The following is a 13,183-nucleotide window of genomic DNA, read 5'->3' as shown; positions in this document are numbered from 1 at the left end:
ATGCTCGGATATTACTTAACGATCTTGCGGCTCTTCCGTTTTCTCTTGAAGCTTCACGTTAAGGGAAGCCTTCTTGCCGTCCCGATAGTAGGTTACCTTCAACGATTCCCCGATTTTTTTGCTATTATACAAATATTTGCGAAGATCCAGGGTGCTTCGGATCGGCTTGCCGTCGAGCTCCACGATAATGTCGTTGAACTGAATTCCGGCAGCGAGCGATGGACCGACCGCTTCCAATACGATGACGCCTTCATCCACGCCGTCGGGAACGATGGGATCGGCCGACTCCAGTGAACCGTCCGTCTGACCGTCGGCACTGCCATCGTTGCCGCTATCCGAATCGTCGGCGACATCCATCTGCAAGCCGTCCAGATACGTTCCCAGATCCATTGAATATAAGCCCATGTAAGGACGGGCGATTTTTCCTTTTTCCATCAGCGTCTGAAGAATCGGGATCGCGTTGTCTATCGGAATGGCGAATCCGATGCCTTCGACGCCGGTGTCCGCGACTTTCATGCTGTTAATGCCGACCAGCTTGCCGTTTAAGTCGACGAGCGCGCCGCCGCTGTTGCCTTGGTTAATCGCCGCGTCGATCTGGATCACTTCTTGCTCCCAGTCGTAATTGCCGTCCTGATTAAGGGATACCGGAATAACCCGCTTCTTGTTAGAGACGATGCCTTGCGTGAGGGAATCTCCGAAACCAAGGGGATTGCCGATCGCGATGACCATCTCGCCGTCGCGCAGCTTGCTTGAATTACCGAGCTCGACGACCGTATCCACGCCTTTATCGTCTACTTGCAGCACCGCCAGGTCGGTCACGTTATCTTTGCCGACGATCGTCGCTTCCTTCTTGTCCCCGTTGACCATAACCGCTTGAACCTTGGCCGCGTCCTGAATAACGTGCGCGTTCGTGATGATGTAGGCTTTTCCGTCTTTCTTCTGAAAAATAACCCCCGAGCCTAAGCTCGCGTTATATGGAATCTCGTCTTTGGACGCCTTATCCTTGGGATCTTGCGCGGCCAACGCTTCATTGGTTAAGTTGATTATGCTGACTACCGCGGGCCGGACCTTCTCGGAGGCGGTAATAATCCGTTCCGATGTTTCCACTAACGCCTGTCCTCCGGTCAGCGCGGGTTTCGCTACGGGCTCGGCAGACCCTCCGCCTCTTACGAAGGTGAACAAAAGCGCGACGACGATGGCGCTAGCGGCGGAAGAAAATAAAGCGACCTTGAGCGTGGAACCTTGGCCTCGCCTTCCGAAGGGACCGGAATCGGAACGCTTCTCGTTGCGAAGGCGCCTTTTTACTCGCGTGGAATAGAAATCATCATCGAACAAGCTCATGGTCAAGCACCATCCTTCTATTCGGGGACCCCTGGATCGTACCTGATCTGCAGGTCCTCGGCACCGCGGGTGTCTCTATTAAACCATCATAACTATTTATACGGTTTCTATACCGTTATTATCGTAAATAATAGGAATGTTTATTAAGGTTTTGACTAGAATAGTAATAGAATGAGAGAGCACTAGCAAGTACTTTCCCCTCATAATTCTCAGTAAAAGAAAGGAAGGATATCCAATGAGAACGACGGAGTACGGCATGCGGTTTCTTGATCTCGCTTCGCAGGTGTCCGATATGAAACACGACAATTACAGGCAGCTCTTGGCGATCAGCACTTTAATCGAGCTTCTCGTCGAGAAAGGCATCCTCACTCCCGACGATATTAGGGACAAAGCCTCGCAGATGGAAGCCGAGCTTAATCGCCAGCTTCTGTTATAACTTTCTCATTTAAACGATTATGCTTCTTTCACGATATCCCATAGAGTCGGCCTATCGTGATAAGTATCGCAAAGAGCGAATTCATTCTTATGATAGAAATGCCCGTTATTCTCCAATACCGAGCTCACGGTCAGCTTCGCCAAATCCATTAAGTTGTGTTCTTGGCTCAGATGGGCGAGATACACCCGTTTCAGGCTGCCCGTCAACAAGCTGCTTAACGCTTCCCCTGCCGCCTCGTTAGAGAGATGACCGGTATCGCCCAGAATGCGCCGTTTGATGTTCCAAGGATATCGGCCCATTCGCAGCATATTCACGTCGTGATTCGACTCGAGCACCATCACGTCGGAATTGTGCAGCTGCCGCATGACCTTGTCGCTCACGTAGCCCAGATCCGTAGCCAAGCTTAGCTTCGCCCCGTCCGCTTGGAAGCAATAGCCGACCGGTTCGGCGGCATCGTGAGAGATCGCGTACGATTCGATCCGCAGGTCCGCGATTTCGAGCACGCTATCGGAGGGCAATATTTTCCGCTGGTCGTCGGGAATATCCCCCACCGTCCTGAGCATCGCCGCCCATGTTTTCTCGTTCGCGTATACGGGAAGCTTATGCTTGCGCGCGAACGCTCCCAGCCCTTTGATATGGTCGGAATGCTCGTGGGTAACGAAGATCGCGTCCAGCTCTTGAGCGGCCACGTCCCGTTCCTTCATCAACTCTTCTATTTTTTTGCCGCTAAAACCGACATCGACGAGCACCTTCGCCGAATCCGTAGCTACGACGGTCGCATTGCCCGTCGATCCGCTGCTAAGCACCGTGAATCGAAGTCCCATGATCGTTTCCAGTTCCTCTCCCGAACGATATCCGCTTTCCCCATTGACCCGTCGAGAATCAATGATTAACCGCGGTATCGCCTTTCTCTGTCGTCACTTCCGCATTGATCGCGTTCACGTAATACACTTCTTCGCTGTTCTCCAGCAGGATCCTCCAGGAAGGCGCCGTCAATTGCGCTTCCGCGTCCTCGTAGATTTCCCCGTGGTAGCCTAAGCGAATTTCCTTGATGACCGACCCGGGCGGCAAATTCCGCTCGATGACCTTGGCCAATGCCTTCGTCGCGGACAGCACCTGCTGTTCCTTCGATCCGGTCGACGGCTTGATTTGAATTAGGTCTTGCGTGTACGCCCTAATCTTCTGTTCGCTATAGTACAGATTTAAGTTAATATCGAATATCGGCCATCCGCCCACCATTCGGTTAAAGACGAAGTACATGCCCTCGTGGCTCCCGGACGTATCCAGCTTATAATTGCCCATCTCGGGAATGACGTCTCCCAGAGCCTGCGTCAGCTCTTCCTCGAAGTAGACCACCCGCGTCTCCGGCGAAGGTTCTATCGGCTTGCGTTCAGATAGGTTAAGCCCCCCACGGTGCGTGAACGTATAGCTGAGCTCCTTCATGCTAGGCGTCTCCGTCGGAATCTTGGCATTGTCGTCGACTTGAATGTTGTTGTCCCGCATGAACTGTAACGTCTCGGGGGGAAGGGACGTCCAATCCACCGCCGTGTTCAACCGCTCGCGCCACTCCGTCCACAGCTGATAACCCAGAATGATGTTCAACATGAGAAAAGAAAAAATCAGCACGCTCTTGGCGCGTCTCCAGTCCATCCCGTTCCCCCCTTCCCCGTTCGTCGGTTATTTCGAATTGTTCAAGCTCTCGTTCGAGGTGATCGGCGACGAGTCCGCGACGATAATCACTTCGCCGCTCTTCAGCCTTGCGGCCCATACCGGTCTGAGCACGACCGAGTCCTTCTTCAGCACCGGTCTTACGGCCGGGAACAAGGCTTCGACGGTTTTTCCGCTTTTGCTCACGTCGTGTAAAATCGTGCGCAGTTGATCGCCGCCCGGCAGTTGCCTCACGTACTTATTTTTCACGTCGGCGCCGAGCACGGCAAGAGACCGGTTATACGACGATACGCCGCCTTGCTCCAACGTTAACTGCATGAAGCCGAAATTCATGACGCTACCCGACACGATCGGTACGTCCATGTAATATTGTTGGAAACGAATGGTCGAGCCGCCCGACCCCGAATCGGAGTCTTTGACGAGCAAATATTTGTCGTTCCATCCCCCATGCTGATTAACGAAGCTGACCGCCGCCAAGACGTTGTCGACGAGGTTGTCGTCGCCTTCGGTCCGGGCAACGGGGTCCGTATAGGACATCCATACGCCGTTCTGCTCGATTTTGAGGCCTTTTTTACTGTCGGTATAGAGTTTCGGACCCGCGCTGTTATCCTGGTCTTGTAACGTTTTCGTACTGCCCGGATCGAAAAACAAGCTCTCCTGGATCTGGTTCGTCGTATACTTGGTAAACGGAACCTCCATCTCCAGCAGCTTCGTATAAGGTTTCTCTGGAACGTAAACGTTGCCGTCGACGGTCGTATAAGAATCCCAGTATTGTCCGAAGCCGACGTAGCCTTCCACGTCCCCGATCGTTAAGTCCGCGCGCGTCGACTCGTAGACGTACCGACCGTCCGAACTAAAGAAAAACGTTCGCACTTCGTCTCGGCCCTTGCTGGTGTAAATCCAGATGCGATCAATGGAATCGCCGAAGAACAGGAAGTCCCTGTCGATCTTGAACACTTTCTGCAGCAACTCGAACGGAATCGCCCGACCGAAGCGCAGCTCGACTCCTTGGTCCTCCCGCCGGACTTGATCCCAATCGACCGCATCGACCTGGTCCCGCTGAAGCCCCTTGAATTCGCGCAGCTTGAGTTTTTCCAGAATCAAATTGTAATACGTTCTCGTGCTCGGATAGAATACCGTGTGCTTGTCGTATCCCCGATGAATAATGAGCTGCTCGGGGAAAATCAAGTCGCTGATCGCTCTCTCGTCGCCTAACGGCTCCGTCTTCACGTAATTGAGATCGGTCTTGACCTTCGCTTCCATGTAAGGCGTGCTGTACGCGAGAAAATAACTTTGCACGAGACTGGCCACGACGAGCAGGAACAGAAGCGCCGACTTACCCTTCTCGATCATGCGGTCTCACTTCCTTCCGGCAAGATCGGCAGCAGCACGGTAACCACGGTGCCTACGTTGCTCTCGGATTCCAACTGAATGGAGCCGCCGTGCGCCCTTACGATTTCCCGGGCAATGGACAAGCCAAGCCCGGTGCCGCCCATATTGCGCGAGCGGGCCTTATCCACCCGATAGAATCGTTCGAAGATGCGATTGAGATCCTTCTTCGGAATTCCGATACCGGTATCCTTAATGGAGATTGCCAGTTGACCCGCTTCGTTGCTCTTGGCGGTAATGTCGATAGCCCCTCCGTCGAGCGTATATTTAATCGCATTGGACACGAGATTATCAAGTACTTGGTCGATTCCGTCGCGGTCGAGCCATGCCGTCTTCTGCTTATGATCGACTTTGACCGTCACGGTAATGGCCTTCTGCCGGAGCTGGAAGGAGAATCGGTCGACGACCTCCTCCAGCATCTCCGCCAAGTCCGTCTTCTGACGGCGCAATTGATTGTGCCGGGAATCGAACCGCGAGAGATGGAGCAGATCGGTGACGAGCCGAATCATCCGTTCCGTCTCGCTGCGAATAACGCCGACGAACCGGTCCGCGAGCTGAGGCTCGTCCAATGCGCCGTCGTCGAGCGCTTCCGCGTAACTCTTGATCGTCGTCAAAGGCGTTCTCAGTTCATGGGAGACATTCGCCACGAACTCTCTCCGGGACTGCTCCAGCTTCTCCGTCTCGGTAATATCCTGAAGCACCGCGATCGCGCCCGCAACTCCCTTGTCTCTGCGGCGAATCGGGGTAAGCGTCACCCGGAACACGAGCTCTTCCCCCTGATCGTCGAGTACCCGGTTCAGTTGCAGGGACGATTCCACGCCCTCCAGCGTATCCGCGATCGGCTCCTTGTCGATGCCGAGCGCTTCGGATAACGTCGCGCCTTCCTTCAGTTCCCCGATTCCCAGCATCGCTCTTGCCCGCCGGTTCGTAACGATGACTCTCCCCAACTCGTCGGTAGCCAAGACGCCGTCGCTCATATTGGAGAGAATCGAAGCAAGCTTCTCTTTTTCTTCCTCGTTAATGGACAGCGCGTCGCTTAGCCGATCGGTCATGTCGTTGAAAGCGGAGCTAAGCTGGCCGATCTCGTCCTTGCCGAATACCGGCACGCGCTCGTCGAATCGTCCTTCCGCCACGGCGGTCGCCTGGCGCGTCAGCGCCTTGATCGGCGACGTGATCGTGCCTGCGAGCAGCACCCCCAAGATCGCGGTGAGTCCGAGCGCGATTAAGGTAGCCGACACGAAAATCCGGTTAATGCCTTCCATCGTCTGATAGAGGCTCTCCATCGACGCGACGATATAGATCGCGCCGACGATCTTGCCGTTGCTGATGACCGGCTTGGCAATTACCTTATTCCGGATGTTGCGCTCGTCGATGATCTCTTCCTCGTTGTCCCTGACCCCTTGCAACGCGCGTCCGAGGAGCAACGAAGTATTTTTCCGTCCGATATACGATTGCTCGGAGGAATCGGATGTCGCCATCACCTTGCCTCCGGCGTCCAGCACTTGAATTGCCGCGTCTCGGGTCGCGAAGTTTCTGACCAGCGAACTGACGTCGATTTCCGTCTGATCGCTCGTCCCCTTATTGTCGGAGAAAAGGTTCGGCGTGGAAGACAGGAAACCCGTCAACAGGTCCGCTTGTTTGTTCAAGTTATCCGAGAACGAGTTGATGAGCGACGTCTTCATCGTGCTGATGAAATACACGCCGATCAATTGTACCGCGATCAGGATGAGCAGCAGCACCATCATGATTAATTTAATCTGAATGCTGCGGAACAAGCCGATCCCTTTCATCCGTAATGACCGCCGTTCATCTTCGGATTGCGCACCAAATAGCCGAGACCGCGCCTCGTCAGAATAAACTCCGGACGGCTCGGGTCATCCTCGATTTTCTCGCGCAGCCGGCGAATCGTTACGTCGACCGTCCGTACGTCGCCGAAATATTCGAAGCCCCATACCGCTTGCAGCAGATGCTCGCGAGTCATGACTTTGCCGCTGTTCTTCGCGAGATAATGAACGAGCTCGAACTCCCTGTGGGTAAGATCGAGCGGTTGATTGTTCTTATAGACGACGTACATGTCCGTATCGATGAACAAGTTAAATAACCGAATGCCCTGACGCTCTGCCTCCGGCTGCACTTCCTCGTCCGCCCGCGGAGCGTCGACTTTGCGCTGGCGGCGCAGATGCGCCTTCACCCTGGCGAGCAATTCGCGCGTACCGAACGGTTTCGTTACGTAATCGTCGGCGCCAAGCTCCAGGCCAAGCACCTTGTCGATCTCGTTATCCTTGGCCGTCAGCATAATGATCGGCGTAGACAGTCGCGTCCGCACCTCGCGGCATACGTCCATCCCGTCCTTGATAGGCAGCATGAGATCCAGGAGAATCAGATCGGGTTCCTCTTCGAAAGCCAGGCGTACGGCCGCCTCTCCGTCGAAGGCGCACACGACCTCGTAGCCCTCTTTTTCCAAATTGAATTTCAGAATATCCGCAATCGGCCGCTCATCGTCTACGACCAGAATTTTGCCCAACATTCGCGTCACCGCCTTCCGCTTCTCGGAAGCTAATCTACTGTTATTATCTTAACATATTGCAGGCCAGACCCCAATGGCGTTTCGTGGTAGATCGGCGATGGGCGTGAACGCGAAAAATGACGCGCCGGTGACGGCGCGTCCGCGACGATCGTCTACCCCGGCATTTACTTCGGGAAGGCGATCCTTACGTTAAATTGATCTCCCTCGATCTCGATGGCGATCTCTCCTCCTTGCAGCTCGACGATGCTCTTGGCGATGGCGAGCCCGAGACCGGACCCTTCCGTATGCCGGGACTGGTCGGCCCTCTTGAATCTCTCGAACAATTCTTCCGCCGCGAAATCGATCTCGTAGGATGACGTGTTCTGGATTCGGAACAGGACGCGGTCGTCGGTCTCGGCGAGGTAGACGTAGACTCTCGTACCCGGAAGCGAATACTTGCGGGCGTTGCCGATCAAATTCTCGAATACGCGCCACGTTTTGTTGCCGTCCAGATTCGCATGGATATGAGGGCTCGCGATATTCACGCGGAACGGCAACGGGTTTTCCTCCGGCTGATCGCCGAATTCCGCCAGAGCCTGATTGAGCAACGCCGCGACGTCGATCGTCCGCATATCGAGTTCCACGGCGCCGCTAGCCATTTTCGAAGCTTCGGTTAAATCTTCGATGAGCGTCTTCAGCCTTTGCGACTTTTTATCCAACACGCCGACATAGGCTTCCGTTTGGTCGGGAGACAGGTCTTTCTTTTTCAACAGGTCGACGTAATTAATAATGGAAGTCAGCGGCGTCTTCAGATCGTGCGTCACGTTCGTGATCAATTCCGACTTGAGCCTCTCGCTCCTCATTCTCTCATCCAGCGCCGATCGATAGCCATGCTTCATGTTGTTCAGATGCCCGGCCAACTCGGAGAGAAGGCCGTCTCCTCCGACTTGGATCGTGGCGTCGAGACGGCCTTCGGCGATCTCCTTCGCGCCTGCGCGAATTCGGCCGAACTTGCCGACGAAGTGCAACACGTAAGGAAGAACGAAGAAGACGTAGAAAATCTCGAAGAGAATCAGCCATTTCTCCTCCTCGCTGCGATACCAATCGTAGAGACGCCAGGCGCACATCCCCGCCAACGCCGACAGCAGGATAAAGGCAAGAAGCCAAGCGGCGATACGGCGTTCCCGCAAGCCGTTCTCCCATATCCGAACGTAGACGCGCGCGCGGCTCGATTGCCACTGCTCTCTCCATGCCGGCGGACGAACGGCGATCTGGGCGATAACGAGAAAAAGAAGACCGAAGGAAATCCATAGAATGGCTTCCAGGATGCTCGCGATTTGAGTACTCGTGCTGTAAGAACCGTACGGCAGATTCACTATTTTGACTCCGATCAGCCAACAGACCGCTATGGACAGCGAAACGCGAATCTCGAGCGGGATTTTATCGACCCGGAGTTTATTTTTTATCGATTTTATATCCAATACCCCACACCACCTTTAAATATTTCGGATCGCGCGGATTGATCTCGATTTTCTCGCGAATGTTGCGGATATGGACGGCAACCGTGTTCTCCGTCATGTAGGAGGGCTCGTTCCATACCTTCTCGTAGATTTCGTCGATCGAGAACACTTTCCCCCCGTTTTCCATCAGCAGCTCGAGAATTTTGTATTCCTTCGGCGTGAGCCTCGCTTCTTCTCCGTCCACTTCGACCGTCTTGGCGCTTTTGTCCAACGTCAATCCCCGAATCTCGATTCTGTCATTCGTATTGCCCGTGCGGTACGCCCCGAGATTCGTAAACCTTCTGAGCTGGGACTTGACCCTGGCGACCAATTCCAGCGGATTAAAGGGTTTCGTGATATAGTCGTCCGCCCCGATGTTCAGCCCCATGATTTTATCGATATCCTCCGATTTGGCGGAAAGCATGATAATCGGGATGTTGCGGGTTTCGCGAATCTTGAACGTTGCTTTCATGCCGTCCATCCGGGGCATCATGATGTCCATGAGAATAAGATGAATCGCCTCCTTCTCCAGGATCGCGAGCGCTTCCTCTCCGTTGGAAGCCGTAAATACGTCTACGTTCTCGCCCGTTAAATAGATGACCAAAGCTTCCCTGATCTCGTCTTCGTCGTCCACGACCAGCACGTTGTTTTTGGACATTATCTTTCCGCCTTTGCCATTATCTTTTTCCTAGGAGTCCGTCGTTTCATCCGTAGTATGCCGTAGCCTACCAGCGATATTCCGATGCCCAGCATGACGATCCGCGCTTCCTCGTTCGCCGTCTTCAGGCCCTCCAACAGTCGAGCGGGGCTTGCTTCCAAGTCCGTATAAAATCCATAGACCCCGATCCACTTCAGTAAAATCATCAACACTCGGTTGTCCACCGAATGAACGTAACTCTTTACTCCCATCCCGTTCAACCGCGGGACAAGAGTCGGATCTAGCAGGGACCGGTAGATCGGCATCGCTACCGCTGAGAAGTCCTTGTCCTTCACGAAGGAAATCACGTTGGCGGAGGACGGATTCGAGAGGTACAGCGAATAGATTTTCCTTGGAAAAGGGTACACTCTCATGACGGCCTCGTACATATCCGGCGTATAGATTTCCGGGACGATTCGATCCAAAATCGCGGAATCGATCTTGTTCGCTTCCCGTACCATATGCTCGAATTGTCGGCTCGTCTTCTCGGGATCCGTCTCTTTCGTATCCGTAATGACGTAAATATCCGGGTACCGATGCATCAGTCCGACAATGTCCGCGAAAGACAAGGGCCGGTACTTATTCAATATCAAGTCTCCCTTGAATTGCGACAGCGTCAGCGCCGTACCCACTTTCTCAGCCAATCCGAATTGAAAATCCATCTTCCAGTCGTGCCTGGCTGCTAACTGCCCGTCCGACGTGAGGACGAGATCGACCTCGAACAATCGGTATCCTTTGTCGTAGCTCGACATGAATGCTTCATAGGAATTCGTGTACTTGGCGCCTTCGATCGCCCCCATCGCGTGGGCGATAAGCCGCTGATCCCGCCAATCTCCGTTTTCCTTGGCGGTCGCCGCCCGATTCCCGCTTTCGATCATCCCTATTCCGAACAAGATCGCCATTGCGATCATGATAGCCATTCCCCTGCGCATGTTCGTTCCCCGCTTTCGTGATTCATGGAACCCATCATACCAAGCAGGTTTGAAATTACTCCGGGGATAAAACGAAAGAAAGTTTGAAGATCCGAGAGGGAAGCTATAAAAAAAAGCACAGTCCCGCGGGACTGCGCTCGTCTTCGAAATGAGCCAATATTATAAATAGCTGGTTGGATTCTTAAGCTTGCCGTTTAAGTAAACTTCGAAGTGAAGGTGCGTGCCGGTAGAGTGCCCCGTGCTTCCCATGATGCCGATCACGTCGCCCTTCTCGACGATTTGACCCTGCTTCACTTTTACGCTCTTCATATGTCCGTACGTGGTTTTGAATCCGTTTTTATGGTTAATAATTACTGCGTTTCCTAATCCGCCCGATTTGTACCCGGCGAATTCGACGACGCCTTCGTCCGCGGCTTTGATGTTGCTATTGCCGACGATGTCGATGCCCTTATGCATTCGTCCCCATCTTTCGCCCATGTAACTGGTGATGCGAGCGCCGATAACCGGCCAGATGAATTTACCCGAACCTTCCCCGCGAATGACTTTCGTTCCCCTGAGGATGATCGTCGGGATAGGGGCTTTAAGTACTTTCTTATCAACCTGCTCTTCTTCGAGCAGCGATCCGTTACGCTTGATTAGGCGATAGGTCACTTGTTGTTTGCCTTCCGTACCTTCGCGAAGGACTTTCTGCTGACCCTTCTTCATCGAATCGCTCGTCTGGTATTGAATCGGCGGTTCGATATCTTCGACTTGCGTAACCTGCTCTTCCGAATTGACGTTGAGGATCGGCGGTTCTTCATCGGACAGATCCAACACGTCGCCGACTCTGATACTGTCGCCTTTGATCCAGCTGTTGTTCTGATGGATCAATTCTTCGGTGACATCCATCTTCGCCGCGATACAACCAATGCAATCGCCCGCCTGCACCGTGTACTTCCGAGGAATCGGCTCGCCTACCGTCAGCTTGCTGTACAGCTCGTTCGGATCCGATAGCTGCGAAGCCTCGATATTCGCCGGTACCATCTCTACCTTCTCTACGAAGGTGACGGAGGTCACCGTACGTTGAGGCTGAGCCGCGATTGCGCTCGCCTTGCTGCCGGTGCTTACGGATAACGTCTGAACTTCCGTACCGGCTTTCTTGGCCGCGCTTGCCGGAACGTACTTGTTCTTGACTTTCTGCAGCACCGCGTTAGCCGCTTTCTCGTCGCGGACGATACCGACTTCCTTGCCGTCGATGATGAGCTTCACGCCGACGGCGTGGGTTTGCAGCATGCCTTCGAGACGAGCCAGCGTAGCGCTGTCGTCGGTCTTCTTTTTGTAAGCCCTTTCAGGCTCGTATGTGACCTGTCCCTCGTTAAGCACTAGGTGGACGGGGGCGTTGGCTGCCTCCAGCTCGGCCGACTTGGCCGTCAATAGCTCGTTAACCTTAGCTTCGCTACTGATCTCGCCGATGGGCGTGCCATTCAAGATAACTTGATAGTAGTCAACGCTATGAGCTTCGACATAATTGCGCGCTCCGATTCCGACGGCGACGATTGCGGCGAGACCGCAGGCCGATACGATAATGGGGCGGCGATAATTGCGTATATGAGTGAGAATAGGCTGCGATTGTCGTTCCGTTAAAGGCTTCTCTTCCGCTTGCGCGGACCGAATCTGCCGGAAGGTTTGCCGCGTAGCCGCGATCATTTTCCGTATTCGATCCATTCCTCTGAAAACGGCCATGATACTCTCCTTTTCGCTTGCATTCGGTATTCTTTTCCCGGTTTTGGCAAAAGCATGTACTTCACTTTAGCATAGGTCCGACAAAGCGATCAACCTTTTGACCGCATTAGAATTATGAAAAATGGAAAGAACCGCCTGGCTTAACGCCCTGCGGTCCTTTAAAATGTAACCGTTTTATTTACTCCGGCGCGGTGGATGCATCCGTTTTCCGGCCGCCTTGGAGAACCTCCATCATCTGGGCGTATTCCTCTTCGCTGAGCGCGGATTTGAGCATCGTCTGCACCTTCGTCAGCTTCTCTTGCGAGAGCCCTCCTTTAAGCGCTTCGGAGAGCTGTTGGAGCTGCTCCGGATTGAGCTTGGAGACGACCGTCGCGTAAAGCTGCTGCCTTTGGTCGTCCGTCAATTGCGCGGCTCCCGATCCTTGGTTCTGACCGCTGCCGTTAAATACCGGATCGGCTTCCGGTTCCCCCGTGCCCGAGCCGGGTCCGGGGCTAGCCGAGGTCGGAGAATTCGGTTCCCCGGATACCGGCAGATCCGAGGGCTCGCTGTCGTCGCTCGCAATCGGATCCGCCTCGTGAGACGACGTTGGACTAACTTCTTCCGACGGCTTGTTGGACTCTGCGGCATTTTTTGCTTTCGGCGCGGGATGCGCTCCCCATAACGTTCCCCATATGCCTGACAAAGCGATCGGCTGAACGTCTAGCGGCAAATCCAACTGCTTCACGACCGATTCCATATAACTGTTCACGATGTACCCCGTCGTCCATATGCATAAGAAGCTGAGCAGCAAAGCCGTCGCTCCCATCCGGATCACCCAGCTTACCCACTTGAACATGATCGAACCTCCCGCTAACGCGTTTTCATAGTTTTTAGTATGGGCAAACCTCCTTCTAATCATTCCTTTTTCATAGAAAAACACCCCTTGCGCGACCCGGAAAATTCCTTGCGAGAAGGAATTTTCCCGGGTGAACGGCAAGAGGCGTGAGATAGAGT

General features: G+C 53.9%; 12 protein-coding genes. 1 reads left to right on the top strand and 11 read right to left on the bottom strand.

Annotated elements, in window-relative coordinates; translation table 11 throughout:
- Nucleotides 1–15: 15 nt before the first annotated feature.
- On the bottom strand, nucleotides 16–1,341 hold the full coding sequence (locus D7Z26_RS16270; protein ID WP_120978052.1) for a S1C family serine protease: 1,326 nt from the start codon (nucleotides 1,339–1,341) through the stop codon (nucleotides 16–18).
- A 235-nt stretch (nucleotides 1,342–1,576) separates the two neighbouring features.
- Here D7Z26_RS16270 and D7Z26_RS16265 point away from each other — a divergent pair, with 235 nt between their 5' ends.
- Nucleotides 1,577–1,777, top strand: a complete 201-nt coding sequence (locus D7Z26_RS16265) for a hypothetical protein (protein WP_120978051.1) — start codon at nucleotides 1,577–1,579, stop codon at nucleotides 1,775–1,777.
- A 17-nt stretch (nucleotides 1,778–1,794) separates the two neighbouring features.
- Here D7Z26_RS16265 and D7Z26_RS16260 read toward each other — a convergent pair whose 3' ends face one another.
- The 10 genes from D7Z26_RS16260 to D7Z26_RS16215 all read right to left on the bottom strand — a co-directional run bounded on the left by D7Z26_RS16260 (nucleotide 1,795) and on the right by D7Z26_RS16215 (nucleotide 13,025).
- Nucleotides 1,795–2,601: an MBL fold metallo-hydrolase gene (locus D7Z26_RS16260; RefSeq protein ID WP_120978050.1), complete on the bottom strand. Its 807-nt coding sequence runs from the start codon at nucleotides 2,599–2,601 to the stop codon at nucleotides 1,795–1,797.
- Between the two features lie 58 nt (nucleotides 2,602–2,659).
- On the bottom strand, nucleotides 2,660–3,427 hold the full coding sequence (gene yycI, locus D7Z26_RS16255) for a two-component system regulatory protein YycI (protein WP_120978049.1): 768 nt from the start codon (nucleotides 3,425–3,427) through the stop codon (nucleotides 2,660–2,662).
- Nucleotides 3,428–3,454: 27 nt separating this feature from the next.
- Nucleotides 3,455–4,798: a YycH family regulatory protein gene (locus tag D7Z26_RS16250; RefSeq protein WP_120978048.1), complete on the bottom strand. Its 1,344-nt coding sequence runs from the start codon at nucleotides 4,796–4,798 to the stop codon at nucleotides 3,455–3,457.
- Nucleotides 4,795–6,624 carry a cell wall metabolism sensor histidine kinase WalK gene (gene walK / locus D7Z26_RS16245; RefSeq protein WP_120978047.1) on the bottom strand — a complete coding sequence of 610 codons (1,830 nt, stop codon included), beginning with the start codon at nucleotides 6,622–6,624 and terminating at the stop codon, nucleotides 4,795–4,797. The genes D7Z26_RS16250 and walK overlap by 4 nt, the downstream gene beginning before the upstream one ends.
- Nucleotides 6,621–7,361, bottom strand: coding sequence for a response regulator YycF (gene yycF / locus D7Z26_RS16240; protein WP_120978046.1), 741 nt, complete (start codon nucleotides 7,359–7,361; stop codon nucleotides 6,621–6,623). The genes walK and yycF overlap by 4 nt, the downstream gene beginning before the upstream one ends.
- Nucleotides 7,362–7,525: 164 nt before the next feature.
- Entirely contained in the window at nucleotides 7,526–8,821 is a 1,296-nt protein-coding gene (locus D7Z26_RS16235; protein ID WP_233566979.1) for a HAMP domain-containing sensor histidine kinase, read from the bottom strand.
- Nucleotides 8,796–9,497 carry a response regulator transcription factor gene (locus D7Z26_RS16230; RefSeq protein WP_120978045.1) on the bottom strand — a complete coding sequence of 234 codons (702 nt, stop codon included), beginning with the start codon at nucleotides 9,495–9,497 and terminating at the stop codon, nucleotides 8,796–8,798. Before D7Z26_RS16230 ends, D7Z26_RS16235 begins: the two co-directional genes overlap by 26 nt.
- The gene (locus tag D7Z26_RS16225; RefSeq protein WP_158602344.1) at nucleotides 9,497–10,447 is read right to left on the bottom strand and encodes a phosphatidylinositol-specific phospholipase C/glycerophosphodiester phosphodiesterase family protein; all 951 of its coding nucleotides are present in this window, start codon (nucleotides 10,445–10,447) and stop codon (nucleotides 9,497–9,499) included. The genes D7Z26_RS16230 and D7Z26_RS16225 overlap by 1 nt, the downstream gene beginning before the upstream one ends.
- Before the next feature lie 180 nt (nucleotides 10,448–10,627).
- Nucleotides 10,628–12,190, bottom strand: coding sequence for a M23 family metallopeptidase (locus D7Z26_RS16220; protein ID WP_120978043.1), 1,563 nt, complete (start codon nucleotides 12,188–12,190; stop codon nucleotides 10,628–10,630).
- A gap of 178 nt (nucleotides 12,191–12,368) precedes the next feature.
- Nucleotides 12,369–13,025 (bottom strand): hypothetical protein, encoded by a 657-nt coding sequence (locus tag D7Z26_RS16215; protein WP_120978042.1) that lies wholly within the window; start codon nucleotides 13,023–13,025, stop codon nucleotides 12,369–12,371.
- Nucleotides 13,026–13,183: the final 158 nt, after the last annotated feature.

It is taken from the genome of Cohnella endophytica (assembly GCF_003628305.1).
Lineage (GTDB): Bacteria > Bacillota > Bacilli > Paenibacillales > Paenibacillaceae > Cohnella > Cohnella endophytica.
The sequence above is the reverse complement of the archived record's forward strand: the minus strand, read 5'-3'. Positions and strand labels throughout refer to the sequence as shown.

Excerpts from the sequence above, each read along its gene's own strand:
- walK (WP_120978047.1), bottom strand. The coding sequence starts at position 6,624 with ATGAAAGGGATCGGCTTGTTCCGCAGCATTCAGATTAAATTAATCATG.
- D7Z26_RS16260 (WP_120978050.1), bottom strand. The coding sequence starts at position 2,601 with ATGGGACTTCGATTCACGGTGCTTAGCAGCGGATCGACGGGCAATGCG.
- D7Z26_RS16225 (WP_158602344.1), bottom strand. The coding sequence starts at position 10,447 with ATGATCGCAATGGCGATCTTGTTCGGAATAGGGATGATCGAAAGCGGG.
- D7Z26_RS16220 (WP_120978043.1), bottom strand. The coding sequence starts at position 12,190 with ATGGCCGTTTTCAGAGGAATGGATCGAATACGGAAAATGATCGCGGCT.
- D7Z26_RS16265 (WP_120978051.1), top strand. The coding sequence starts at position 1,577 with ATGAGAACGACGGAGTACGGCATGCGGTTTCTTGATCTCGCTTCGCAG.
- yycI (WP_120978049.1), bottom strand. The coding sequence starts at position 3,427 with ATGGACTGGAGACGCGCCAAGAGCGTGCTGATTTTTTCTTTTCTCATG.
- D7Z26_RS16270 (WP_120978052.1), bottom strand. The coding sequence starts at position 1,341 with ATGAGCTTGTTCGATGATGATTTCTATTCCACGCGAGTAAAAAGGCGC.
- D7Z26_RS16250 (WP_120978048.1), bottom strand. The coding sequence starts at position 4,798 with ATGATCGAGAAGGGTAAGTCGGCGCTTCTGTTCCTGCTCGTCGTGGCC.
- D7Z26_RS16215 (WP_120978042.1), bottom strand. The coding sequence starts at position 13,025 with ATGTTCAAGTGGGTAAGCTGGGTGATCCGGATGGGAGCGACGGCTTTG.
- D7Z26_RS16230 (WP_120978045.1), bottom strand. The coding sequence starts at position 9,497 with ATGTCCAAAAACAACGTGCTGGTCGTGGACGACGAAGACGAGATCAGG.
- yycF (WP_120978046.1), bottom strand. The coding sequence starts at position 7,361 with ATGTTGGGCAAAATTCTGGTCGTAGACGATGAGCGGCCGATTGCGGAT.